This window comes from Turicibacter sp. KK003, assembly GCF_037014675.1.
GTDB lineage: Bacteria > Bacillota_I > Bacilli_A > MOL361 > Turicibacteraceae > Turicibacter > Turicibacter faecis.
The window spans coordinates 355,312-382,017 of sequence record NZ_CP142738.1 but is presented as its reverse complement, the minus strand read 5'-3'; the positions used below and the strand labels follow the sequence as shown (position 1 = coordinate 382,017).

Sequence of the window (26,706 nt, the reverse complement as noted above, 5' to 3'; positions counted from 1 at the left end):
CACCTCACACTATTTCATCTTATTAGCTTTTTCGATAGCTTGCTCGATTGTACCAACTAAACGGAATGCTTCCTCTGGTAAATCATCGTGTTTTCCATCAAGAATTTCTTTAAATGCACGAACCGTCTCAGCAACAGGAACATAAGATCCTTTAAGTCCTGTAAATTGTTCCGCAACATGGAAACTTTGCGATAAGAATAATTGTACACGGCGTGCGCGGTGCACGATTTTTTTATCCTCGTCGCTTAATTCATCCATACCTAAGATGGCAATGATATCTTGTAATTCACGATATCGTTGTAACATCATCTGAACACGACGTGCAACATCATAATGTTCTTGACCTACAATATCTGGTGATAATGCACGCGATGATGATGCTAACGGGTCCACGGCAGGGTAAATCCCCATTGCAGCAATACGACGCTCAAGGTTAGTTGTTGCATCTAAGTGAGCAAAGGTTGTCGCTGGTGCTGGATCGGTATAGTCATCCGCTGGTACATATACCGCTTGAATTGAAGTAATCGATCCTTGTTTTGTAGAGGTAATACGTTCCTGAAGTTGCCCCATTTCAGTTGCCAATGTTGGTTGATAACCTACGGCTGAAGGCATACGTCCAAGTAACGCCGAAACCTCAGAACCAGCTTGAGTAAAACGGAAAATATTATCAATAAATAATAATACGTCTTGTTTCATTTCATCACGGAAATACTCAGCCATTGTTAATCCTGTTAATGCTACACGTAAACGTGCACCAGGTGGTTCATTCATCTGTCCAAAAACCATGGCCGTTTTATTAATTACTCCAGATTCCGTCATTTCATGGTATAGGTCATTCCCCTCACGAGTACGTTCTCCTACTCCAGCAAATACTGAAATCCCACCATGTTCTTGGGCTACGTTATTGATTAATTCTTGGATTAATACCGTTTTTCCTACTCCGGCTCCTCCGAATAAACCAATTTTTCCACCTTTAATATATGGTGCTAATAAGTCTACTACCTTAATACCAGTTTCAAGAATTTCAACTGTTGTTGATAACTCGTCAAATTTAGGAGCTTCTTTATGAATTCCCTCATGTGGTGTACCTGCTGGCACTTCTCCCTTATTATCTACTGGTTGTCCTAATACGTTAAAAATACGTCCCAATGTGGCCTCTCCAACTGGAACACTGATTGCATTTCCTGTATCAACAACTTCTAATCCACGAACTAACCCATCTGTTGCGTCCATTGCGACGGTACGTACAACCCCATCACCAAGCTGCACTGCAACTTCAAGTGTTAATGATTTACGTTCCCCACCAACTTCATAATCAACAGTTAAGGCATTGTAAATAGCAGGAAGATGTTCTAAATCAAACTTTACATCTACTACCGGTCCGATGACGGCTACAATATGACCTGTTGCCATTTATGATGACCTCCTTTTATTCTAAGGCTGAAGCTCCACCAACAATTTCAGTAATCTCTTGCGTAATTGCTGCTTGCCTTGCTCTATTATAAACTAACTGTAAATCCGTAATAATTTCTAATGCATTATCGGTTGCATTTTGCATTGCATTCATTCGAGATGCATGCTCCGAAAGCTTAGCTGTAATCGCTATTCCATAAATTGTTCCCTCGAGATATTTTGGTAAAATAGCGTTGATAACTTCCTCTTCATTTGGTTCAAATGAGTATTGAGCTCTTGTCTTTTCAGTGTCTTTTGGAGCCAATGGAAGTATTTGTTTTTTGGCAGGTTCCTGTGAGATTTTCGATAAATAGTTATTATAAATAATAACAACCTCGCTAAGAACACCGTCCATATAATCACCAATCACTTTATCCACAACTGGTTTTATATCCTGATATACGATATCATCTGGTACAAATACAAATTGATTTTCAATCTTTAGATCAGAGCGTTTTGCATAATCGAATCCCTTGCTCCCAATCATATAAAGTTTATATTCATTGTTCGCATGAGAGTTAATTTCTTGCTGCATAAGCTTAAGAACATTCCCATTATATCCCCCGGCTAATCCACGGTCAGAGGTAATAATCAGGTAGCCGGTACATTTTTTTTCACACTTTGGTTTAAAAAAGGGATGATGACTCATTGTTGACGTACTAGAAATATTTCTAACAATGTCCTCAAGTGTCTCCATATAATGATGATAATTTTTTGTTTTTGCTTCGGATTTTGTTAACTTTGCAGCTGATACCATTTGCATGGCTTTAGTAATTTGACTCGTACTTTGAGTCGAAGTAATCTTATCTTTTATATCACGCATTGATTGAGCCATACTTATCCACCGCCCTTCTATTAATTAAAAACGGCTTTAAAGCTCTCAAGTGCTTCGTTTAATAAATCAGTGTCAGGTAAATCCTTTGTATCTCTAATATGTGATAAAATTTGTGGACGTTCATTGTCTAAGAATGTATAGAATTCTTTCTCGAAACGACCAATATCAGAAACTTCGATACTATCTAAGAATCCGTTAACCAACGCATAAATAATGCATACTTGTTTTTCCACAGGGATTGGTTGATGCACCCCCTGTTTTAAAACTTCAACAGTTCTTTCACCACGAGCTAATCTAGCACGAGTTGCATCATCTAAGTCTGATCCAAACTGAGCAAATGACTCTAATTCACGATAAGACGCTAAATCAAGACGTAACGTTCCGGCAACTTTTTTCATCGCTTTAATTTGGGCTGATCCCCCTACACGCGAAACTGATAACCCTGCATCAATAGCCGGACGAATTCCAGAATGGAAATAATCTGATTTTAAGAAAATTTGCCCATCTGTAATTGAAATTACATTGGTTGCAACATATGCCGATAAATCTCCAGCCTTAGTTTCAATAAATGGTAAGGCTGTAATCGAACCTGCACCAAGCTCATCATTTAACTTCGCTGCACGCTCTAATAAACGTGAATGTAAGTAGAATACATCCCCTGGATATGCCTCACGACCTGGTGGACGACGTAATAATAATGATAATTCACGATAAGCAGCTGCTTGTTTTGATAAATCATCATAAATAATTAAAACGTGTTTTCCTTGATACATAAATTCTTCTGCCATTGTTACACCTGAATATGGTGCAATGTATAGCATTGGAGATGGTGAAGATGCAGCTGCAGAAACAACAATTGTATAATTCATAGCATCATGTTTTTTTAATGTCTCTACAACAGAGTTAACAGTAGATTCCTTTTGACCAATTGCTACATAAATACAAATAACATCTTGTCCCTTTTGATTTAAAATCGTATCAACCGCAATTGCCGTTTTCCCTGTCTGACGGTCACCGATAATTAACTCACGTTGTCCACGACCGATAGGAACAAGGGCATCAATTGCCTTAATCCCTGTTTGGAGTGGTTCGTGAACCGATTTACGCGCCATTACCCCTGTAGCCTTAACTTCAGTTGGACGGAATTTAGTTGTTTCGATTGGTCCAAGACCATCGATTGGATTTCCTAAAGCGTCAACAACACGACCAATTAAGGCATCCCCTACAGGAACTGACATGATACGTCCAGTACGTTTAACTTCGTCACCTTCGCTAATTGAACGATATTCTCCTAAAATGATAACCCCTACGTTATCCTCTTCAAGGTTTTGCGCCATTCCAACGGCACCTGAGGCAAATTCAATAATTTCACCAGACATAACATTTTGTAGGCCATGAACACGAGCGATTCCGTCCCCTACCGTTAAAACTGTACCAGTTTCAGTTATATCTAATACTTGCTCATAATTTTTAATTTGATCGCGCAAAATTGCACTAATTTCTTCTGGTCTGATGGCCACCAATGCTCACCTCTATTCTATTTTAACTCAACATTTAATAAGTTATTTTTTAAGTTTTTCAATTGTAATTTAATTGAGTTATCGTATACAACGTCACCTAAACTAACTTTATATCCCCCAAGCAAAGTTGGGTCGATTACAACATTAAGTTTAATTTTTTTATTTAATTTTTTTGTAAAGGTATAGGTAAGGCGCGTCAGTTGCTCCTTACTTAAATCAACTGCACTATAGACAGTTCCTTCCAAAATTCCTAGGTGTTGATTTACTAATTGATTATAAGCAACCATTATTTCATTTAATAAACTAATACGGTCCTTATCAATTAAAACCATTAAAAAATTAACTAAAATTTGTGATGCATCTTTTGAAAAAACATTTTTTATCAAGTTCTTTTTATCATCCTTTGATAATTTAGGAAGTGTTAAAATTTCCATAAATTGTGGTTGTTCTTTCATAAGTGAACAAATGACACCAAAATCTTGTTTAATATCTTCTAATACTTTATCATCACCCGCAGCATCAAATAATGCATGTGCATAAGTGGAAGCGATTTTACTCATGACTTCCACCCACTTTAGCAACGAACTGATCAAATAATTCATTATGAACATCTGCATCAATTTCTTTTTCAATCATTTTTTCAGCTGAAGATACCGCTAATTCAACGATATCTGAACGAATTTTCGAATATACTGCTTTACGTTCCTGTTCAATATCAGCAGCTGCCTTAGATAATTTTTGTTGAGCTTCTTTACGAGCATTTGACACAATTTCATCATGCATGTGTTGTGCCTGTTTTTTAGAGTTTTCAACAATTTCACGCGCTTCTTCACGTGCAACTTGCACCTGAGCCTCAGCTGATTTCTTTAAGGCAATCGCATCTGATTTTAGCATTTCTGCACGGTTGATCTCTTGAGAAACTAATTCTTGACGTTTACGTAAGAATTCCTTCATAGGAGCCCATGCAAAATATTTAATCACCAGGAATAAAAGTAACGTTGATACTATTTGCAACGTAAAATTGACTAAGTCTGGCATGATATAGATTTGCAAGTCGGTTGCCCCCTTTCTTATCTATGTATAGTATACAATTCTATCAAATAGGTTTTAGGTGAATTATAACATATTAACAAGTGGATTAATGAATAATAAGATGATCGCTACAACGAATCCGTAAATTGCTGATGTTTCGGCAATCGCTTGACCTAAAATCATCATTTGCATTACATCACCTTTAGCTTCTGGTTGACGTCCAACTGCTGCAGCCGCTTGTCCCGCTGCATTACCTTGTCCAATACCTGTCCCGATCCCTGAACATACTGCTAATCCAGCACCTACTGCTGACATACCTAATACAAACGCCTCATTTGAAATTGAAGATGCAACTGTTTCTAAAAACATAATTAAATTCCTCCTAATTTAACTTTTTTGTTTTTTTATTATTAACTATTCCATTGCTCCTTGTGACCAAATCATAGTTAACATGATGAAGATTAATGTTTGAATCACACCCGAGAATACATCAAAGTATCCATGTAACGCAGGTGCAATTAATGGCGAGAACCATCCAAGTGCCTGATAAATAAGCGACATAATGATACCACCACTCAAGATATTTCCGAATAAACGGAATGATAATGAAATTGGTTTTGCGAGCTCACCAGTAATGTTCAAAGGTAATAAAAATGGAAAATCTCCAAGGTATGTATCGTATAGATATCCTCCAATTCCCTTTGCCTTAATTCCTGACCCTATCATAACAACAATCGTGATAACGGCTAACGCCAATGTCACATTGTAATCAGATGTAGGTGCACTAAGCCCCAACAATCCTAATAGGTTGGCACAAACAAGATAGGCTGCCAATGTTCCTATAAATGGAGCAAAATTTAGATGTTTTAACCCCATCGTTTGTTCCACTAGACCCTCAATACCTGTTACTAATAATTCTAGTAACAATACGATACCTTTAGAAGGCTTAGTCGGATCGGCCTTTTTCACTGCATTTCCGCAAATGATAAAGAATACCGATAAAACTAATACTAAAACAACCGAATTGAATACGGTCGGATTTACAATGGACTTCATTTCTGTTCCCGGATTGAATATTTTAAACAACCCCGTCCCATCACTTTCTCCAATTGCAATCTTCATTAGTAGTGGATTCATTCTTACCCTCCTTTCGCGAGAAATATTTTTTAAGAAGGTGATTCCATCTTCTAATCTGGCCGATATGAACTATCGGGGGTTAATATAATCCATAATGTAGGACTACACTAACTATATATTCAACAATGATTACTTTCCGTTTTTTCCATAACCAAACGTAAAGAAACCATCAGTTTGAATCGCAAATCTTACCATAGAAACTCCAATAATTCCTGCAATAAATGCTTCAGTACCTAGTAATAGGACAATACTTACGAGAGTTCCAGCGTAAATAATTAAACGAACTAGCAAGTTCATTTGCATTGTTTTTCTTACACCACTTTCCTGTTGGTCTAAGGCATTTTTAGCGCCAACAACAATTAGTCTAAAATTAATTAAGTTAGCTATTACGCCCACCCAATAACCAATTAATACATTAATCATCGGCATATTGAATATCATTGAAACAACAGCGATTAAAAATGTAAACAAAAATGCTAATTGAATTACGCGTTTAGGTATAACTCGGATTGGATCATTTTGTAACTGACTCAAGTTTTATCCCTCTTATCCATTTTAATTATTAACAAGTAGACACTTTTAATTCCACTAAATACGCCAACAAATACTAATACGAGTAAGAATAATGGAGATGTCCCCAACCATTTATCTAGATATTTTCCAATAAATAGTCCTACAAAAATATTAGCAATCATTGTAATACCTACTTGAGATAGAAGTGACATCCACTTCATAGCTCTAACAACCTTAGATGGCTGACTCATTATTTAGTCCCAAAAATACGGTCGCCAGCATCTCCAAGACCTGGAACAATATATCCCTTATCATTTAGTTTCTCATCTAAAGAAGCCAAATAAATCGTTACATCTGGATGTGCTTCATTTACCGCTTTAACTCCTTCTGGAGCCCCAACTAAACATACTAATTTAATATTTTTAGCCCCTCGTTGCTTAATAGAGTTAATAGCAGCAATTGCTGAACCTCCTGTAGCTAACATTGGGTCGACAATAAAGATATCACGTTGATCTAACTCATCCGGAAACTTAGCAAAATACTCTACCGGTTGCAACGTTTCTTCATCACGAAAAATCCCGATGTGTCCAATACGCGCTGAAGGAATCATTTTTAAAATTCCGTCCACCATTCCTAAACCAGCTCGTAGAATAGGAACAACAACCATTTTCTTACCAGCAATGACATTGGCCTTTGTTGTAGCTACAGGTGTTTCAATTTCAACTTGCTCCAATGGCAAATCACGCGTAATTTCATACACCATTAACCCACCAATCTCGTTAATCATTTGACGAAATTGAGTTGTCGGTGTATCTTTCTGGCGAATTTGAGTTAATTTGTGTTGAATTAATGGGTGATCTAAAATATTAACTTTAATCACACGGTTCACCTCTCATTTTTCATATTTCAATAATAAGTAATTCTACAACTTTTTTAATCCGTTTTCAACAGATTATTCCAAGAGATACCTCAAGCAATTCAAGGAAATAACGTTTATATTTCTTCATCATAAATAAACTAGGATAGTCTACCCTAAAGTATTAAAAAAGAAATATAAAAAAGAAATCCTTAGTACAGGATTTCTTAGACGTTTTCGTAATCAGAGATTTTTTTAAGACGTGCTGTATGATGTGCACCCATAAAATCAGTTGTTAACCAAACCGATACAATCTCTCTCGCTAATCCTGGACCAATCACGCGGCCTCCCATGGCTAGTACATTTGAATCATTGTGTTCTCTTGTCGCCTTAGCCGAAAATAAATCATGGACTAATGCACAACGAATCCCTTTGACCTTATTAGCTGCAATACTAATTCCAATACCGGTCCCACAGATTAAAATTCCGCGATCAAACTGTCCGGCTGCTACGGCTTCCGATACTTTAAAGGCATAATCTGGATAATCCACAGCACATTCATCATAGCAACCAAAATCTTCAAATTCAACATTCATTCCCTTTAATAATTCTAAGATGTCTTGCTTTAAATTAAATCCACCGTGATCACATGCAATAGCTACCTTCATAAGTAATGCTCCTTTTATTCTGTAAAATAATTCTATATTCTCAATTATATCATATTTTTAAAAATAAGGTTAAGTTTTATTAAAAATTTATCCCGCCACCGAATTAACAAAAAAAATAAGAAGGGACTTTTTTTGTTCCTTCTTATACATCTTTTTATCGTATTATTCAAATTTTATAGTCATCAATTTCACATCATCAGACTCCGGAATTCCAGGTATCTTTAAGGGAGCCGTTCTTTTCATCTCACCAAATCCTAACAATGAAAATAATTGAGTAGCGTAAGGATGAGAAGCAATAGCTACCAATTGATTTACATTTTTATCTTTAGCTGAATGATATAATTCAAAAAACATATTAACTAACAGATCTGGAATAACTTGTTGATTATAAATGAAATAGCGAATAATTCCAATGTTGTTAAAATCCTCGAATGAAACCATTCCCCAAACCTTATTATCATCTTTAATTAAAATGGACTGTTCAAGAATATGTGAATTAACCTCTTCTAAATCTGTTACTTCTTTAATAAAATCTATTACTTGATTGTAGTCTGTTTGTTCATAACGTTTTATTATTGTGTTAGTTACCATAAAAAAATCCCCCTTTACTAAACATCCTATGCTTAATAAAGAGGGAATATGCTTATATAGGTGTATTTATATGATTTAAAGGTAGGACGGTTTTAATTATGAATCACTAAAAATTAATACTCGTCCTCGTATAAATACCAATTTTCCTTTTTTGTATCTTCCGCCGAAACATAACTTTCAGTTTCTTTATCACCAAAGAAATTATCAAAAACCTCAGAAATATACGATTTGAATTTTTTTTCTTGGAACGCTTCTTGCGTCGTTTCCATTGCATTATATTGATTATTCCAATTACTTTGATCTTCTGATTCATTCGATACTGCATTTGGACCTAAACATAAATCCGGATTCATAAAGCACCACCAGTTATTACCTCGACCTTCTCCGATAGTAATAACTAAACTTTCATAGTATCCTTGTTCATAAGTTTCACCGTTATATTGCTTTTCAGGAAATAAATGCGCACCATAACTAACTTCAAACCCATTCTCATAGTTAATCGTATCTAATACATGAGAAACTGTCGCTTCTATTTGTCCAATATTACTTGTAATAAATTCACGTGTTGATTCTACTGTTTCAAATGACGCCTTATTTGATGCTAAATACTCGTCCATTGCATAACGAACCATTTTTTTAGCCTGTTGATCCTCATATCTATTTGAATTAGGAATAATACGGATACGAATAGCTGTATCATTTACGACTACCTGTGCATTATTTCCTTGAGGTTCAGCCTTACCAATCTGATATACTGTTACCATCATAATTAATGTTAATACCACAATAATTGTTGTTTTTTGATTCATATTAAACACCGTCCCTTTCACTGATAACTCATTATGGACGATATTTTAAAAATTATACGTGTAATTTCATATTTTTTTATTTTTTATTTAAAAATTTATAAATATCTTCTGCCGGAATAGCTCCCTCTCTCAATATTTTATATTCGGAGGTGGTGCAATCTAAAATGGTCGAAGGGACCCCCGCCTCTGTCTCACCTATATCAAAAACATAAGGAACCTGATTCATAATAGGATTACTTTTTTCAACCTTTGTAGGACTAGGTTCACCTGATACGTTAGCACTGGTTGTCGCCAAAGGACCTAATTGGTTTAATAACTGTATTGATACCGGATGGTTGGGAATTCTAACGCCTATCGTCTGTTTCCCGCGAGTAATTTCTTTACATAATGGCTTACAACAATTTAAAACTAGCGTCAACGCCCCCGGTAAAAACCTATCAACTAATCCTTCAATATCACTTGATAGAGGACCTACAATTTCCTCCAATTGTTTTTTATTCGCGCATAAGACAATTAACGATTTATCCGTTGGACGTTGTTTTATTTCAAAAATTTCTTGAATGGCTTGGGGAGAATAGATACTGGCCCCTATTCCATAGACTGTATCGGTTGGAAAAACAATAATATCTTCTTGCGTCACACGAGCTAACGCATCACTAAGTTCATGATAATGATAAATCATACTAGAAAGGACTCCTTATATTATAATTTGTTCTACCTTAGAATTTTTAAAAAAAGACCCCCTAATAAATAGGAGCCTTTCTTATAATCTTCTTAATTTAGTTATTAATAATAATCGTCATTCGATCTTTCCCATTCAAATCCTTTAAAGTTTCAAATTTAGAATGTGGAAAGTGCTCTTTAATTAATTGAGCCATAGCTTCTTTATGATTATATGCATGTTCAAAAGCAATAATATTTTTCTCATTAACCACCTTATGGGCATCCCTTAAAATTTGACGATAAAACTTTAAACCGTCTTCTCCGCCGAATAATGCTAAATGTGGTTCATTATCTTTTACAAAAGGATCAACCTCTTCAGTTAATGGAATATATGGCGGATTAGAAACCAAAATATCAAATTTTAATCCACGTTCAATCAATGGCTGTAACATATCTCCTTGGTAAAAAGTAACATTCGCCCCTAATTGGTTGGCATTTTGTTTAGCAACCTCTAAAGCGGCTTCCGACAACTCAGTCACGGTCACTTCCATATTAGGCTCTTCAACAGCTAGTGTTACCCCAATCGCACCACTTCCTGTTCCTACATCTACCACTTTAACCTTTGATCCATTAAAAACATCATCATACGTAGATAGTACATTTGCAACTAATTCCTCTGTTTCAAAACGTGGAATTAAAACGTCGTCATTTACAATAAATTTATGACCAAAGAAAGTCTCATATCCCATAATATGTTGAACTGGGATATTATCATCTACATATAGATGCACATCATGTTCAAATTTTTCAACTTGTTCCTGTGGAACAACCATATTCATATCTGCTAAAATTTCATAACTTTCCTTTTGCGTAGCATCCATTAATAGCAATTTAACTGCTGAGTCTTCTTTTCCATTTTCAAGGGCGAATTTTTCTCCCCAGTTTAAAAGTTCACGCATTGTTTTCATATTATCACCGTCTTCTTAAAATCAACCTCATTTTACTCTAAAATAATATAACATGCAAATAAAAATTATCTTTATTACTAAAATTCTCTACCAATCCAGGAATTTTATTATGGTACTAATCTGTTTTAAACTATTAAACTCCTGTCACACCTTATCAATTTCTACATATATTAATGTTAGATGGAGCAAGATAACAAGCTAACTCTTTATATAAAATGATACTAAAATCAAATTTCATATAAATATTTAATTTTTTTTAAAAAAGGTGTTTAAGAATCTCAATAGCTGTTCATAATATTATTGTCCGTAAGACGAGAAACTTACGGGCATACTCTTCCCCCCATATAAAACTTTATTTCATTACTCATTTCTCTCCCCAATTTTTAAAGTTTTATTTTTCATACTCTCTCCTTATAATTCTCTCCCAAAGTATTTTAATACTTTATTTTCTCCCCAGTATGGCAAAGACTTTTTCGGAGCCTACTCTCATCCCCCCCTTGAGAGACTCGGGAGAAAGATAATCATATAATTCCCCCATTATATGATTATCCTCCTTTTAACTATAAAAGTCCCCCCTTTTATAGTTAGATTAAATTTAAAAAGCGCCCCTCCCCCGGGCGCTTTTTTTTCTGCACGTTTAAACTGAGTATTAGTTCCATCCCACACTTATCTCCCCACGCACAACAATAAACTATCCCTTCTAAATTTAAAAGCGAGGTCGACATCAATGATGTAAACCTCGCCTTTATTATCATTCAAAAAAGTTAAGTTAGCCACGGTTTATTCCCATGGTTTTAATTAATCTTGTGCAGCTAATTTACGCTTTTGTTCTTCGGTAATTAATGCTTCAATAACAGGCTCTAACTTTCCTTCCATTACTCGATCAAGCTGTTGGATTGTAAATCCAATGCGGTGATCTGTGACACGATTTTGTGGATAGTTATATGTTCTAATTTTTTCCGAACGTTCACCTGTACCAATTTTAGAACGACGTTCTTCACCCTCGGCCTCAAGGCGCTCCTGTAAAATAGAATCATAAATACGTGCTTTTAAAACTTTTAAGGCATTTGCCTTATTTTCATGTTGAGATTTTCCATCCTGACATGAAACAACAATTCCAGTAGGCACGTGAGTTAATCGTACAGCCGATTTTGTCGTATTTACAGATTGCCCACCAGGTCCTGATGAACAGAATGTATCTACACGAATATCATTCATACTTACCTCGATATCCACATCCTCAGCTTCTGGCATAACTAAAACAGTTGCTGTTGAGGTATGAATTCTTCCTTGAGATTCTGTTGCAGGAACACGTTGAACACGATGAGCACCTGATTCATATTTCATATGAGAGTAGACACTTTCACCCGAAATCATAAATTCAACTTGCGACATTCCTCCAGATTCTGAATAATCAACATTCATCACCTGGATTTTCCAACCTTTTAACTCTGAATATTTTGTATACATACGATATAAGTCTGCCGCGAAGATATTAGCCTCATCTCCTCCAGCAGCTCCTCGAATTTCTACAATTACGTTCTTTTCATCATTTGGATCTTTAGGAATTAATAAAATTTCTAAACGTTCCTCTAATGCAGGAATTTTTGGTTTTAATTCTTCTAATTCTAACTCAGCCATTTCACTAATTTCAGGGTCTGAATCTTTAACCATTTCTTTTAAATCTTCAATTGAAGCTGCAATTTCTTTATATTCAGTATATACATTAACTGTCTCTTCAAGTCCACGTTGTTCTTTTGATAACTCAGTTAACTTCTTAATATCAGTAACGATTGCAGGATCAGCCATCATCTCGTTAATTTTTTCATAACGCTCTAAGATTGCCTCTAAACGTTCAAACATAGTCAAATCCTCCTCTAATTATTCATTCCTAATTATAATATAAGTACCACCTGTCGTCAAAATGTGTTTTATATAAAGATACGATATATGGGTATTAAAACTCTAAACATTAGGAATATTTGGTGAATCTGGAACATTAACTAGATTTTCAAAACGACTTATTTCTTTTCTAAAGGCTAGTTTCACAGTTCCCACAGCACCACTACGGTGTTTAGCAAAGATAACCTCTACGATATTATCATTCAACTCAGGATCTTTCTTATAATAATCCTCACGATATAGGAAAGTAACAATATCTGCATCCTGCTCGATACTTCCAGATTCCCTTAAGTCTGACATCATTGGTCTTTTATCTTCCCTATTTTCGACCTGACGTGATAATTGGGATAAAGCAATGACAGGAATCTTGAGTTCACGAGCCATTTCCTTTAACATACGTGAAATTTCTGAGACTTCCTGTTGTCGATTACCTCCGCTTGACTTACTTCCTGATAAAAGCTGTAAATAATCAATCATAACTAGGCCAAGTCCTCTTTGTTGATGTAATTGACGGCATTTAGCACGTAACTCACCCACACGTATACCTGGTGTATCATCAATATAAATTCCTAAATTACTTAATACATCCGTTGCGATTTTCAAAGATCGCCAATCGGCCCCCTCTAAATTACCCGTTTTTAAACGGTGAGCCTCAATTCTACCCTCAGCACTTACTAAACGGGAAACTAATTGATCGGCTCCCATCTCCAGACTAAAAATAGCAACATTAATATGATTTAATTTTGCGACGTTTTGAGCAATATTCAAGGCAAACGCCGTTTTTCCCATCGCTGGACGAGCAGCAACAATAATTAAGTCATTATTTTGTAACCCGGACGTCATATGATCTAAAGCTGTAAACCCCGTTGTTAACCCAGTAACTTCCCCAGTAGATTGGGATAAACGTTCTACATTCTTAATAAAGTCAATAATAACATTATCGATTTGCTTGAAATCTGATCCTTGATTTAAACGTGCAAGTCCGGAAAATTGTTGTTCGGCTGTATCAATTAAATCCTGAGTTGAAGTTTCAGGGTCATATCCCTGTTCAATTAATCCCTGAGCACGATTAATAATTAATCTCGAAATTGATTTTTCTAAAACCATTTCAACATAATGCTCAGTGTGGGCAGTAGTCGCGACACTTTCATAAATCGTTAAAAGGTATTCCACACCACCTATTTCTGAAATCCTCTTATGATCTTGCAAATATGCAGCTACTGTCGTCACGTCTACACCTATATTTTGCTCAAGTAATGTGAGCATCGCCTCGTAAATAATACGATGGCGATGATGATAAAAATCATCTGGTTGTAATTTTAGCTTTACATCCTCACACACTTTTTCATCCAATAACATAGCGCCAAGTATTGCTTGCTCTGCATCAGTACTATGGGGCATTTGACGATTTGACGATTCTATCACAACATAACCAACTTTCTATCTAGATAATACAATTATATTTGATTTCTTTACTTCTCCTTAATTTGAACAGAAATTGTAGCAACAACCTCTGGATGTAAATGAATAGGAACACGTGCCATCCCAAGACCGCGAATTGGTTCTTCTAGCTCCATCTTACGTTTATCTAATTTAATCCCAAATTGTTTTTGAAATTCTTCTGCAATCGCCTTTGTGCTAACTGATCCAAAGACACGACCATGATCTCCAGCTTTCACTTTCACAATAACAGTCTTTTGTTCTAATTCCACTTTTAACTTTTTAGCTTCTTCTAATCGTAGCTCAGCTTGTTTCTCTTCCTCCGCCTGTTGAAGCTTTAACTTATTCATATTAGCTGGAGTTGCGTCCATGGCTTTATTTTGTTTAATTAAAAAGTTCGCAAATCCATTCGGGAAATCTTTTACTTCTCCTTTTTTACCTTTACCTTTTACATCTTCTAACATAATTACTTTCATTGAGATTCACCGCTTTCTTCTATTTCTTTTACAATAACTTCTTTTAATAATAAAACTGCATCTTGTGTACTACTACTTCGAATTTGGGTTGCTGCATTATTTAAATGCCCACCACCACCTAATTGCTCCATTAAAACTTGAACATTGACATCTCCTAACGATCGTGCACTTATACCGATATGTTGCTCGTCAATACGTGAAATAACAAATGAAGCTTTAATATTTTGAACATTTAATAATTCATCTGCTGTCTGCGCTATTTGAACCTTTTCAAGTACCAATTCATCATCCGCCGACGCAATAATAAATTCATCCTTAAATATTTCTGCTCTTTCGATTAAATGAGCCTTACTATAATAATTTTCTAACGGGGTTCTTAACAACTGCTGCACTAACTTCTCTTCCGCACCTTTTTGTTTTAATATAGCGGCGGTTTCATATGTTCGTCGCCCGGTATGATAAGAAAATCTTCGCGTATCCACAATAATTCCCGCTAGCATAATGGATGCTTCTAATGGAGTCATTTTAATTTTTTGTGAATAGTAATCAAACATATCCACAACTAATTCAACGGTTGAAGAAGCATATGGTTCTGCAAATGATAATACCGAATCAATAACATTTACACCTCGTCGATGATGATCAAATACCGCGATTTTCTTTGCTTTTGGCAGTAAAGCTGGCTCTATAACCATTTTAGGATCCTGCGTATCTGCTACAACGAGTAATGTATTTTTCGTCATTAATTCAATTGCCATCTCACTTGAAATAAAATACTTCTTAAGATTTTCATCTTTAAATATTTCATCCACAAAGTTTTTAGCTGTCTTATCTAACTCCTCTAATTTTAAAACGATATAAGCTTCTTTTTTTGATGCAATTCCCATGCGTAACAATCCAATACTTGCCCCGATTGCGTCAACATCTGGATACCTGTGCCCCATAATAATTACACGGTCACTATCTCGAACCAAACGTTCATACGCCTGTGCGTTAACCCGAGCACGGACACGGTTTCTTTTTTCTACTGGATTCGTCTTTCCACCATAGAATAAGAACTTATCATCGGTCGCAATCTTAATCGCTACTTGGTCTCCACCCCGACTTAAAGCTAAATCTAGCATATAATTAGCTTGTTGACCTAATTCCGAAAAACTATCGTAACCCGTTGCCAATCCAATACTAATCGTCAACATTACATCCTTCTCTTTAGCAGCTTCACGTACTTTATCAATAATTGTAAATTTCGTTTCACGCAATTGCTGCAAAACAACCGATGGCATCATTAATATAAATCGATCTGTTGCCGTTGCTCGAATATATATTTTATGTTTATCGGCCCACTGCATAATGATAGAAACTATCTTTCCGTGAAACTCACTCTTTTCTTGCTCATTCAAATTATGAAAAACCTCATCATAATTATCCATAACCAACATTCCTATAACAGGATGTTCATTTTGATATTTTTGCGAAAGCGTCGTATACTCAGTATCATTCGTAAAGTACATTAACCTCTCATTTTTCATATGTAACACGCGATATGTTTCCTGATTGATAGTTACACTAAATTTTTCGTCGTCACTAAGAGCACGATTATATAACTGTTCACTCAGATGCGTTAATCCCTTATCGTGCAAATCCTGATTGAAAATCTGTTTTAAATAGGTATTAAACCATACAACTTCATAGGCATCATCATATAGAAGAATTCCAACTGGTAATTGATTAAATGCAGTTTCTCCGGCATGTTTCACTCGATATGAAATAGACTCAATCCTTTTCAGCACATTTTCCTTATAGTGAAAATATGCGTTCAATCGATAAATTATATCCCCTACAAAGTATAGGAAAATAATAAGCGAAATGACATCTGATCGATAGTAGGCATATCCCCCACTCAATATTAAAAACACAGTAGAAATCGCCATGTATCCCAGATGATCTTGATACTCATCTAGCCACTTCCTCAATTTCTTCACCATATCACCTCATTTCAATAACTAATTCTCTAAAACCAATTTATCACGATAGTTGAAAAAGGCATCCATTATTCCTAACATCTCAATAAATATGGAAAACCCTAATAGTAGCATTAGAATAACTGTGAGAATACCTAGTCCAATTTTAGAGCGAGACTTAAAATATAATAGAATAACAATAATTCCTTGCAAAACGTATAACATATTAATTATGGCCATAACATTAATCAAAATATAATCTACTGTTGGGATAGATAAAACAGTTTTTATAAGTTGACCAATGACTAAAACTATAATTAATGTAGGTCCTACCTGAATATTATGTATATTCTGTTTCTTAAATTTCAAAGGGGAAATACCCAGTTTTTTTAAAATCAAAATGGCAACCGTATCACTCAAAAAAACGGACATCGTCCCCATTAAAATTACAATCGTCGGAAATAGTGTCGCCATCAAATCTATAGAACGTTGTAACTCCCCTATAATAGCCGTATAGTCACTAGGTAACGTATTAGCTATAGATTGAATCATAACCTCTATTTCTCCTGTCATCTGCGTGACGGATTCTTTAACATTTAAGCCACTAACAAAATAAATCGTAATTGGGAATGAAAGAACCGAAATAATTACCGCATTCAAGATACGTTGCCAATACGGCCAACTTTTAACCATACCAATACCAATAATGGTCCCCATTACCCCGTAATTTAATGTCGTTATTACACCATAAATTGAACCAAATAAAAAAGTCCCACAAAAACATCCAATACATAATAACAATATATCCCGAATACGGCCTACAGTTACGGAGTAGATAATAATAGGGATAGGTAATAGAATTGACATGATCGTTGGAAAAACTCCCATATTGTATAAAACAAATAAAAGCATATACATAGAGAGCATAACCGCGGCATTAGTGAGTGACCTTATCTTCATCTAAAAACTCCCTTCATAAATGCCAATTACCTCCTCTATTATACCACAATTTAGGATAATTACTATTCTCTTCTCAAATCATTAAATTTTGTAAAAATTGTCTAAACCATTATATTTTACTTATTCAAAAAATACGCGCTTGAATAATATATTATTGAAATGAGGGTTCTTAAAAGACTTCATTTCAACAAATTCAATAACATCCATTTCACCATTATATACATTACTAAAAAAATATTTCATATAAAAATTTAATCAAACGATATAAAAAATTTATTAATTAAATAATATATCCTCCTACTCTAATCTATAGTTTATTTACTACAACTTCTAAATTATACATCATCAATTTAACAATCCTCCATTCAAACCTACTAGATAACATTTAACACCCAATCGTTTGATTAAATAAATAGAATATTTAATGACTAACATACTCTAATTATTATAGCCTACTATCAATGACAATAAACATTTAAAAATTATAATAAACTACACATAAAGCTACCTATCCAACATACCCTAACCACTACATTCTCTCTATCCACAACACAAATCCTACACCCATTCATCCCAATCCCTTTCACTACACTCTGACCACTCTCTAACCATCATTCCCTCTCTATCCACAACACAAATCCTACACCCATTCATCCCAATCTCTTTACTACCATCTGACCACTCTCTAACTATCATTCCCTCTATCCACATCATAAAACTTACATCCATTCATCCCAATCCCTTTACCAAACTCTAACCACTCTCTAACTATCATTCCCTCTATCCACACCATAAATCCTACATTCATTTACTCTAAGACATTTACTATAATCTAACCACTCTCTAACTATCAATCCCCCTATTCACACCATAAATCCTACATTCATTTACTCTAAGACATTTACCAAATTCTAACCACTCTCTAACTATCATTCTCTCTATCCACACCATAAATCCTACATTCATTTACTCTAAGACATTTACTATAATCTAACCACTCTCTAACTATCAATCCCCCTATTCACACCATAAATCCTACATTCATTTACTCTAAGACATTTACTATAATCTGACCACTCTCTAACTATCATTCCCCCTATTCACACCATAAATCCTACATTCATTTACTCTAAGACATTTACTATAATCTGACCACTCTCTAACTATCATTCCCTCTATCCACATCATAAATCCTACATTCATTTACTCTAAGACATTTACTATAATCTAACCACTCTCTAACTATCAATCCCCCTATTCACACCATAAATCCTACATTCATTTACTCTAAGACATTTACTATAATCTGACCACTCTCTAACTATCAATCCCCCTATTCACACCATAAATCCTACATTCATTTACTCTAAGACATTTACTATAATCTAACCACTCTCTAACTATCATTCTCTCTATCCACACCATAAAACTTACATCCATTCATCCAATCCCTTTACCAAATTCTAACCACTCTCTAACTATCATTCTCTCTATCCACACCATAAATCCTACATTCATTTACTCTAAGACATTTACTATAATCTAACCACTCTCTAACTATCATTCCCTCTATCCACATCATAAAACTTACATCCATTCATCCCAATCCCTTTACCAAACTCTAACCACTCTCTAACTATCATTCTCTCTATCCACATCATAAAACTTACATCCATTCATCCCAATCCCTTTACCAAACTCTAACCACTCTCTAACTATCATTCCCCCTATACACACCATAAAATTTACATCCATATGATAGAAAAGCACAAAAGATTTATAGAAAAAACTCTGTATAAGCCTATCACAATTTTAAGTGTGTGAATTAAATATTCTAATAAACTAACCTTTAAAAATATCATCAACACCATTTAAATAAAAAAGATGATTTCAGTAAAATTCTAAAATCATCTTTTTTATTTATATTAACCATAAATGTTCCTTCTGGGTATCTAACACCATCTCACGAAATTCATCATAAATTAAATCTTCAAATCAACTCATCATCACATGCACACAAGTCAGCAATTAATGCCTATAGCAAGGATATAAAACAAGAAAGATATGTGTATTTAACTGAAGATAAACTATTTTTTATTTTTATGGAGAATAGCTTATTTTTTTATCTTTTTAGGTATATAATAAATATCGTAATTTATTATATATATCCTATTATAGGGGGGAACTAGCTATGGAAAATAAAAATTCATATAATCCATTCCGACTATTGAGTGATGTACATTTAACAGAAGATATGAGTTGCTGTACGGACACTTACTTACTAGATCGATCTACAATGAAATGTGAAGAACAAAGTAAGCAGATGTCTGTTAGTCAGTCAGAAGAAAACGAAAAATAAAACTATACCGTCACCTATTAAATTATAAAAAGCCACTTCCTAACGGAAGCGGCTTTTTACTTCAATCTCTTTTAATAATTGGGCCCTAATGTAAATATCTCAAAATGAGACTTGCTAGAAGAAATATATATTTCTTTTACATTATCTAGCAATTAATAAAGATTAGCTGGTTAGTATGTGATAAAAAAGGGCGCGATGCCGCGCCAATTTGTAAACAATGTGTTATTACTATTCAGCAGAGAATGGTAATAATGCCATGTGACGAGCACGTTTAATAGCAACTGTTAATTCACGTTGGTATTTAGCGCTTGTTCCTGTTACACGACGAGGTAAGATTTTTCCACGATCAGATACAAAACGTTTTAATAAATCTACATCTTTATAGTCGATTTTCGTAATTTTGTTTGTAGTGAAATAGCAAACTTTACGACGACGACGTCCTCCACGACGGAATTGAGCCATGATAGTTCCTCCTAACATCTTTTAAAGTAATAGTTAATAATTTATTTTAAAATGGTAAATCATCATCTGAAATATTAATTGTTGAGCTAAAATCCGGCTCACTATTAAAATTTGATCCTGGATTAGCAAAACCTTGATCTACACTTTGAGTGGCTCCAAATGGATTTCCTCCACCATAATTATTAGGTGTTGGTGCTTGTTGTGGGAATGATGGTGTTCCACCATATCCACCTCCAAATGGATTTCCTCCACTAAAATCGTGAGATGGTTGAGTTCCAAAGTTTCCACGATCAGCAGTTGCCGAACGAGGTTCTAAGAATTGAACGCTATCACACACAACATCTGTTGTGTACCGCATAGATCCATCCTGAGCTTGATAGCTACCTGTTTCTATACGTCCTTCAACACCAATTAAAGAACCTTTACGTAAAAACTTCGCCATATTCTCAGCTTGGCTTCGCCATGCTACACAATTAATGAAGTCTGCTTGACGTTCTCCATTTTGACTAGTGAAAGTACGATTAACCGCAATACTAAATCGCAAATTAGCGATTCCATTAGTCGTATACTTTAGTTCTGGATCACGTGTTAATCGCCCTACTAAAACAACGCGATTAATCATTTATATCACCCTCACTTAGTACTTTATAATCTTAAGCTTCTTCTTTGATTGCGATGTAACGAATAACATCTTCGCTAATTCCAGCTAAACGATCAAATTCGTTTTTCGCTTCGATTGAAGAATTAACTGTCATTACAACGTAGTAACCTTTTGTGAAATCTTCGATAGCATATGCTAAATCACGCATACCCCACTCTTTTGTTTCAACGATTTCCGCACCCATATTAGTGAACATGTTTTGGAAGTTTGTGATTACTGCTTTGCGCCCTTCCTCTTCTAAGTTTGGACGAACGATATACATAATTTCGTATTTTCTCATTATATTGCACCTCCTCTTGGTCTAGACGGCCCATTATCGGGCAAGGAGTAATAGTCATATTACTCACAGTCATAAATTATAACACTAGTTTAAACTAATTGCAATACAAATTATTTTATTATACGGCAATATATTTATAAAACTAGTTTTATACGTATCAATATCAAAAAAATAAGCACAACTCTAAAGCAGTGCCTATTTTACAAAGCCCATCATTAAATTCATGTTGTTTTATCGTAGATGCTATTTAATGATGAACTATTAATAGTATGAGATATTTATTTCTCTTTTATACACGAATATAAACAAAATATTTTTAAACGTTAAAACGGAATAACATAACGTCACCATCTTGAACAATATACTGTTTTCCTTCTAATCGATATCGTCCTGCCTCACGTGCCGCTTGCTCTGAACCGTATTTTACTAAATCATCATATGAAACTGTTTCAGCTCGAATGAATCCACGTTCAAAATCACTATGAATAACCCCTGCACATTGAGGAGCAGTCATTCCTTTAATAAACGTCCATGCACGAACTTCCTGCACACCCGCAGTAAAATAAGTAGCTAATCCTAACAAATCATAGGCGGCTCTAATTAACTGGTCCAAACCACTTTCTTTTATTCCTAATTCTTCTAAAAATGCTGACTTTTCATCATCATCTAATTGTGAAATCTCTTCCTCAATACGCGCACAAACTTTGATGACTTTAGCCCCTTCACGTGCGGCATACTCTTGTAATGCCTTTACATGCTCGTTATCCTCATCACTCATTAAATCTTCTTCACCTACATTCGCAACATAAAGAATTGGTTTTAACGTTAGCAATTGTAAATGTTTAATTGTTTGGATATCATCGGCATCTAACTCTAACGCACGTGCCGGTAACTCTTGATCAAATCCAGCTTTAACCTTTTCTAATACCGCTTGTTCGGCCTTAGCTGCCTTATCACCTGATTTAGCCTGTTTCGCTAAGCGACCTAAACGACGGTCAACCTGTTCCATATCGGCTAAAATTAACTCTAGGTTAATTACCTCTACGTCACGAATTGGGTCTACTGATCCCTCAACATGAATAATATTCCCGTCCTCGAAACAACGAACGACTTGTGTAATAGCATCCACTTCTCGGATATTAGCTAAAAATTTATTTCCTAACCCTTCCCCATTACTAGCTCCACGGACTAATCCAGCAATATCGGTAAATTCAAATGTAGTTGGAACTGTTTTTTTAGGACTCACTAATTCAGTAAGTTTATTTAAACGCTCATCTGGGACCTCAACCACACCCACATTCGGGTCAATTGTCGCAAATGGGTAATTAGCTGCTTCAATTCCTGCCTGAGTTATTGCATTAAATAAAGTTGATTTCCCAACATTAGGTAAACCAACGATTCCAGCTGTTAATGCCAATTTTTCCACATCCTTTTATATTAATCGTATTCATATCGTTATTATTTTACACTATTTTAATCAGTTTAGCAAAATGATCTCATATTATGACATCTTTTTATTATAGAAAACATATACTGAGTTAACATTTACTGAAAGGTTGTGGATATATGGCGCAAATTCACTTTTCTGTTAAAGGATTAATTATTAAAGATAAAAAATTTTTAGTTCTTCATAAAGTTAGTCCACGGTGTGAGTACTTTGATTTACCAGGCGGAAAAATGAAAAATAACGAAAGTGCAGAAGAAACTCTTCAACGTGAAATATTAGAGGAAACATCCCTTTTAATTAAACCAATAAGCGTATTACACCAATGGGACTTTGTTAACCAGGACTATTTAATAATGGGGATTATTTATTTATGCCAGCCTCTTACAGAAGAAATACAGTTATCAGAAGAACATGATTATTATGAATGGATTCCCTTAAATGAAGAATCTATTCAGTCCTTAACCCCCTCATTAGCAAATGCAATGTCACATTTAAATTTGGATAATGTTAAAACCATCAATTAATGCTGATGGTTTTTTAATAAAATAATTTTATGTAAACTTCTAAAAATGTTTCTCCCTGAAATAAACAAAAATATGCCGAAGCAGCAATAAAGGGACCAAACGTTAAGGGAGTACGATTATTGCCTCGTCGAAATATACAGCAATAAATTAGTGCGAGTATCGTAGATAATAATAATGATATAAATGTACACCTGATTCCTAAAACTAAACCAACTAACCCATATAACTTAATATCTCCACCTCCTAGTGCCTCCTTTTTAAATAGGAATTTTCCAACTATACTAATTACATAAAAAATTAAAAAAGTCCCTCCCCCCTCTATTAATCTATAAAAAATATTACAACTTGAAAAAAAAGAATATCCGGCTACGAGTAGAATGAAGAAAAAAATCAAAACCTTATCTAAAATTAATTGAAAATAACAATCAGACACCGTAATTACTATTAATAAAGATAAAAATATCCATGCTATATAAATTTCTCCTGAAAAAAATCCTAAACTTCCATAATGATGTAGTGGTAACAAAAATAATAATCCAGATAATATTTCTATAATAAGATGAAAAAAAGGAATAGATTGTTGACAGTGTCTACACCTTCCACGTAAAAAAATGTAGGATACTACCGGAACGAGATCAAACCCGGTCAAAGAAGTGTGACAATGTTGACAAAAGGAACGTGAATTCATCCAATTTAATTGCAGTGGCATTCTATATCCAACAACATGGTAAAAAGAACCTAAAATCGTTCCGATGATAAACGTTAAAACATAGATATTATAATTCATAAAACACCTCCTATATTAAATTACGTCAACAGAACGTAATTTCCTTTTTTAACTTAAAAAAACATTAATGTATATTTATTCCTATTTATGTAAATATTTTTATTTAGGATGGACAAAATAAAATGGAGGTGAGTTTATGAAATTATCAAAAAAAATATCTGCATTCTTTAAGTCAAAATATACTCAGGTTACCGCAGTCATCTGCCTAGAATTAATTGCAATTATGTGTCTAACCGTATACCAATACTTCAAATACCTCCCCGCACCGGACATTAACGTTAATACAACCATTACATTCTACGATTCAAAAGGAGAAGTTTTCTTAGAGAAGACATATCCCAAAGATCAACATTGGGTTAGTCTCGATGAAATTTCACCTTATGTTATTAATGGTTTTATAGCAACGGAGGACCGAAACTTTTACGATCACTTTGGGTTTGACCCTCTTCGTATGGCAAAAGCAGTAATCACTAACCTTACCACAGGAACGCGAGCGCAGGGCGCCTCAACCATTACTCAACAATATGCACGAAACTTATACTTAAGCTTTGAAAAAACATGGTCAAGAAAAATTAAAGAGGCCTTTTATACCATTCGTCTTGAACTCGGATATGATAAGGACACTATACTCGAAGGATACTTAAATACTATTAACTTTGGGCATGGAAATTACGGTATAGAAGATGCATCACTCTATTACTTCGGTAAACATGCAAATGAATTATCACTTGCCGAAGCCTCGATATTAGTTGGTATTCCAAAGGGACCCACCTATTATTCACCCATTAAAAACCCCGAAAACTCTTCGAACCGCCAAAAGATTGTTTTAAAGTCTATGTTAGATGAAAACTATATTAGCGTGGAAGATTATGAACATGCCCTAAAAAGTGATCCCGTTGTAATTGGTGAAATCCCTGGGGATGTTGACTATGAGGCCCCTTATTACGTCGACGCTGTTCTAGCCGAGGTCGATCACTTATTAGATGGCCAAACGAGTTCCTACCGAAACTTAAATATTTATACTACACTGGATCAGGAAATACAAAGTCAAGTAAATAAATCTATTGTTCAAAATGTAAAAGATTTAGACGTTCAGACAGCCGTTATTGTTATGGAACCTTCTACCGGATACGTTAAGGCTTTATCTGGAGGAAATAATTATGAGGAATCACAATATAATCGTGCACTCTATAGTGAGCGTCAGATAGGATCATTAATGAAACCTTTTCTATATTATGCCGCCCTAGAGTATGGATTTAACCCGTCGACAACATTTATGAACGAACCCACAACATTTACCTACAACGGAGGAAAAGATTCCTATACACCAAATAACTATAATAGTTCATATGCTTATAAAAGTATTCCAATGGCGAATGCTCTCGCTGTTTCAGATAATATTTATGCCGTAAAAACTCATACGTTTCTTGGATTAGATGTGCTTCCAAAAACGACTAAACGATTTGGAATTTCAGCTAATATTCCTAGTATTCCTTCTGCAGCTCTTGGTGTTGAACCTGTAAATATTATGGAGATGGCTGAAGCCTACAGTATATTCGCTAATAATGGAAAATCCGTAAATAGAAAATTTATTACCTCTATCACGGATGACCGTGGATTTCTCGTCTATTCTGATACTAAGACAGAACAAAAGCAAATCCTGGATAAAACTAAAACTTATATTATGAATGAAATGATGACCGGAATGTTTAATTTACAACAAAATAATCATTTATCTATAACCGGTCTATCTATTATTCAAAACTTAACTCATCAATATGCAGGTAAAAGTGGATCGACAAATACTGATTCCTGGATGATTGGATACACTCCCGAACTTTTAACAACAGTATGGACGGGATATGATCAGGGTAGAACGTTGGATGGAGTTGAAGTTAACCACTATGCTAAAAATATATGGTCTGAGGTAATGGAAAACTCGTTAAAAAACACTCAAACAGAATGGTTTGAAAAACCTAAAAACGTGGTTGCTGTCAAAATCGATCCTACAACGGGTTATCTAGCGTCGGAAGAATGCAAAAATAAAGTAACACTTTATTATGAAAAGAATAATGTCCCGTCTATTTCATGTGAGGACCATTATCATAAAAGTTCACTTACAGTTAGTCAGTAGTATTTATCGTACGAAAAGCATTTAGGAAAAATTAAATACCCAGAGAAGTACATTAAAAGGACTAAATACGTTGGAAATCGTGTTTAGTCCTTTTAATCTTTGTTATTCTATTGCTAATAAAAAGAAAATTCACTCATCATTGTATGTATTAACGATAGTAGGCCTCAATTAGAATATAACAAGTACTAATACATCCCCCTTGATTGCCTCCCCTCTGCTTTAACAGATTTATTGAGGTAAAATTTAATGACATAATACCTTTATTCCGT

The 26,706-nt window shown here is 34.7% G+C and carries 28 protein-coding genes; 3 read left to right on the top strand and 25 right to left on the bottom strand.

Features of this window, described 5'->3' with window-relative positions; all coding sequences use genetic code 11:
* Positions 1 to 9 precede the first annotated feature (9 nt).
* From atpD to VXM77_RS01800, 20 genes are all read right to left on the bottom strand, one after another.
* On the bottom strand, positions 10 to 1,413 hold the full coding sequence (gene atpD, locus VXM77_RS01895) for a F0F1 ATP synthase subunit beta (protein ID WP_161832436.1): 1,404 nt from the start codon (positions 1,411 to 1,413) through the stop codon (positions 10 to 12).
* A gap of 16 nt (positions 1,414 to 1,429) precedes the next feature.
* Complete coding sequence (gene atpG / locus VXM77_RS01890) at positions 1,430 to 2,287, bottom strand: ATP synthase F1 subunit gamma (RefSeq protein WP_161832437.1); 858 nt, start codon at positions 2,285 to 2,287, stop codon at positions 1,430 to 1,432.
* Between the two features lie 20 nt (positions 2,288 to 2,307).
* Positions 2,308 to 3,807: a F0F1 ATP synthase subunit alpha gene (gene atpA, locus VXM77_RS01885; RefSeq protein ID WP_161832438.1), complete on the bottom strand. Its 1,500-nt coding sequence runs from the start codon at positions 3,805 to 3,807 to the stop codon at positions 2,308 to 2,310.
* A 17-nt stretch (positions 3,808 to 3,824) separates the two neighbouring features.
* A complete protein-coding gene (locus tag VXM77_RS01880; RefSeq protein ID WP_161832439.1) occupies positions 3,825 to 4,367 on the bottom strand; it encodes a F0F1 ATP synthase subunit delta in 543 nt (180 codons plus the stop codon).
* Positions 4,360 to 4,860, bottom strand: coding sequence for a F0F1 ATP synthase subunit B (atpF, locus tag VXM77_RS01875; protein WP_161832440.1), 501 nt, complete (start codon positions 4,858 to 4,860; stop codon positions 4,360 to 4,362). Before atpF ends, VXM77_RS01880 begins: the two co-directional genes overlap by 8 nt.
* Positions 4,861 to 4,923: 63 nt before the next feature.
* Complete coding sequence (gene atpE, locus VXM77_RS01870; RefSeq protein ID WP_161832441.1) at positions 4,924 to 5,208, bottom strand: ATP synthase F0 subunit C; 285 nt, start codon at positions 5,206 to 5,208, stop codon at positions 4,924 to 4,926.
* 45 nt (positions 5,209 to 5,253) lie between these two features.
* Positions 5,254 to 5,976 carry a F0F1 ATP synthase subunit A gene (gene atpB / locus VXM77_RS01865; RefSeq protein WP_161832442.1) on the bottom strand — a complete coding sequence of 241 codons (723 nt, stop codon included), beginning with the start codon at positions 5,974 to 5,976 and terminating at the stop codon, positions 5,254 to 5,256.
* A gap of 129 nt (positions 5,977 to 6,105) precedes the next feature.
* Entirely contained in the window at positions 6,106 to 6,510 is a 405-nt protein-coding gene (locus VXM77_RS01860; RefSeq protein ID WP_161832443.1) for a hypothetical protein, read from the bottom strand.
* A complete protein-coding gene (locus VXM77_RS01855) occupies positions 6,507 to 6,710 on the bottom strand; it encodes an AtpZ/AtpI family protein (RefSeq protein ID WP_237658963.1) in 204 nt (67 codons plus the stop codon). Before VXM77_RS01855 ends, VXM77_RS01860 begins: the two co-directional genes overlap by 4 nt.
* 29 nt (positions 6,711 to 6,739) lie before the next feature.
* Positions 6,740 to 7,369 carry a uracil phosphoribosyltransferase gene (gene upp / locus VXM77_RS01850; protein ID WP_161832445.1) on the bottom strand — a complete coding sequence of 210 codons (630 nt, stop codon included), beginning with the start codon at positions 7,367 to 7,369 and terminating at the stop codon, positions 6,740 to 6,742.
* Positions 7,370 to 7,572: 203 nt separating this feature from the next.
* Positions 7,573 to 8,013 (bottom strand): ribose 5-phosphate isomerase B, encoded by a 441-nt coding sequence (gene rpiB / locus VXM77_RS01845; RefSeq protein WP_161832446.1) that lies wholly within the window; start codon positions 8,011 to 8,013, stop codon positions 7,573 to 7,575.
* 162 nt (positions 8,014 to 8,175) lie between these two features.
* On the bottom strand, positions 8,176 to 8,604 hold the full coding sequence (locus tag VXM77_RS01840; protein WP_161832447.1) for a hypothetical protein: 429 nt from the start codon (positions 8,602 to 8,604) through the stop codon (positions 8,176 to 8,178).
* Positions 8,605 to 8,717: 113 nt separating this feature from the next.
* Positions 8,718 to 9,413, bottom strand: a complete 696-nt coding sequence (locus tag VXM77_RS01835) for a stage II sporulation protein R (protein WP_161832448.1) — start codon at positions 9,411 to 9,413, stop codon at positions 8,718 to 8,720.
* A gap of 76 nt (positions 9,414 to 9,489) precedes the next feature.
* The gene (locus VXM77_RS01830; RefSeq protein ID WP_161832449.1) at positions 9,490 to 10,095 is read right to left on the bottom strand and encodes an L-threonylcarbamoyladenylate synthase; all 606 of its coding nucleotides are present in this window, start codon (positions 10,093 to 10,095) and stop codon (positions 9,490 to 9,492) included.
* A 97-nt stretch (positions 10,096 to 10,192) separates the two neighbouring features.
* Entirely contained in the window at positions 10,193 to 11,044 is an 852-nt protein-coding gene (gene prmC, locus VXM77_RS01825; protein WP_338506767.1) for a peptide chain release factor N(5)-glutamine methyltransferase, read from the bottom strand.
* 798 nt (positions 11,045 to 11,842) lie between these two features.
* Entirely contained in the window at positions 11,843 to 12,907 is a 1,065-nt protein-coding gene (gene prfA / locus VXM77_RS01820; RefSeq protein WP_161832451.1) for a peptide chain release factor 1, read from the bottom strand.
* Between the two features lie 102 nt (positions 12,908 to 13,009).
* A complete protein-coding gene (dnaB, locus tag VXM77_RS01815) occupies positions 13,010 to 14,371 on the bottom strand; it encodes a replicative DNA helicase (RefSeq protein WP_161832452.1) in 1,362 nt (453 codons plus the stop codon).
* Positions 14,372 to 14,418: 47 nt separating this feature from the next.
* Entirely contained in the window at positions 14,419 to 14,862 is a 444-nt protein-coding gene (rplI, locus tag VXM77_RS01810) for a 50S ribosomal protein L9 (protein WP_161832453.1), read from the bottom strand.
* The gene (locus VXM77_RS01805) at positions 14,859 to 16,844 is read right to left on the bottom strand and encodes a DHH family phosphoesterase (protein ID WP_161832454.1); all 1,986 of its coding nucleotides are present in this window, start codon (positions 16,842 to 16,844) and stop codon (positions 14,859 to 14,861) included. Before VXM77_RS01805 ends, rplI begins: the two co-directional genes overlap by 4 nt.
* A gap of 21 nt (positions 16,845 to 16,865) precedes the next feature.
* Entirely contained in the window at positions 16,866 to 17,783 is a 918-nt protein-coding gene (locus tag VXM77_RS01800; protein ID WP_338506763.1) for a DUF2232 domain-containing protein, read from the bottom strand.
* A gap of 2,191 nt (positions 17,784 to 19,974) precedes the next feature.
* On the opposite strand from VXM77_RS01800, the gene VXM77_RS01795 reads away from it, so the two are divergent.
* Positions 19,975 to 20,142, top strand: coding sequence for a hypothetical protein (locus VXM77_RS01795; protein ID WP_202618810.1), 168 nt, complete (start codon positions 19,975 to 19,977; stop codon positions 20,140 to 20,142).
* Positions 20,143 to 20,370: 228 nt separating this feature from the next.
* Here the strand turns inward: VXM77_RS01795 and rpsR are convergent, their stop codons facing one another.
* From rpsR to ychF, 4 genes are all read right to left on the bottom strand, one after another.
* On the bottom strand, positions 20,371 to 20,604 hold the full coding sequence (gene rpsR / locus VXM77_RS01790; RefSeq protein WP_006784586.1) for a 30S ribosomal protein S18: 234 nt from the start codon (positions 20,602 to 20,604) through the stop codon (positions 20,371 to 20,373).
* A 46-nt stretch (positions 20,605 to 20,650) separates the two neighbouring features.
* A complete protein-coding gene (gene ssb, locus VXM77_RS01785; RefSeq protein WP_161832856.1) occupies positions 20,651 to 21,226 on the bottom strand; it encodes a single-stranded DNA-binding protein in 576 nt (191 codons plus the stop codon).
* 31 nt (positions 21,227 to 21,257) lie between these two features.
* On the bottom strand, positions 21,258 to 21,545 hold the full coding sequence (gene rpsF, locus VXM77_RS01780; RefSeq protein WP_161832855.1) for a 30S ribosomal protein S6: 288 nt from the start codon (positions 21,543 to 21,545) through the stop codon (positions 21,258 to 21,260).
* Positions 21,546 to 21,861: 316 nt separating this feature from the next.
* Positions 21,862 to 22,962, bottom strand: a complete 1,101-nt coding sequence (gene ychF, locus VXM77_RS01775) for a redox-regulated ATPase YchF (RefSeq protein WP_161832854.1) — start codon at positions 22,960 to 22,962, stop codon at positions 21,862 to 21,864.
* Between the two features lie 149 nt (positions 22,963 to 23,111).
* Between ychF and VXM77_RS01770 the strand changes: the two genes are divergently transcribed.
* Positions 23,112 to 23,516, top strand: coding sequence for an NUDIX domain-containing protein (locus VXM77_RS01770; RefSeq protein WP_161832853.1), 405 nt, complete (start codon positions 23,112 to 23,114; stop codon positions 23,514 to 23,516).
* A 13-nt stretch (positions 23,517 to 23,529) separates the two neighbouring features.
* Here the strand turns inward: VXM77_RS01770 and VXM77_RS01765 are convergent, their stop codons facing one another.
* Complete coding sequence (locus VXM77_RS01765; RefSeq protein ID WP_262951223.1) at positions 23,530 to 24,303, bottom strand: A24 family peptidase; 774 nt, start codon at positions 24,301 to 24,303, stop codon at positions 23,530 to 23,532.
* A 136-nt stretch (positions 24,304 to 24,439) separates the two neighbouring features.
* Between VXM77_RS01765 and VXM77_RS01760 the strand changes: the two genes are divergently transcribed.
* A complete protein-coding gene (locus VXM77_RS01760; RefSeq protein WP_161832851.1) occupies positions 24,440 to 26,437 on the top strand; it encodes a PBP1A family penicillin-binding protein in 1,998 nt (665 codons plus the stop codon).
* Positions 26,438 to 26,706: the final 269 nt, after the last annotated feature.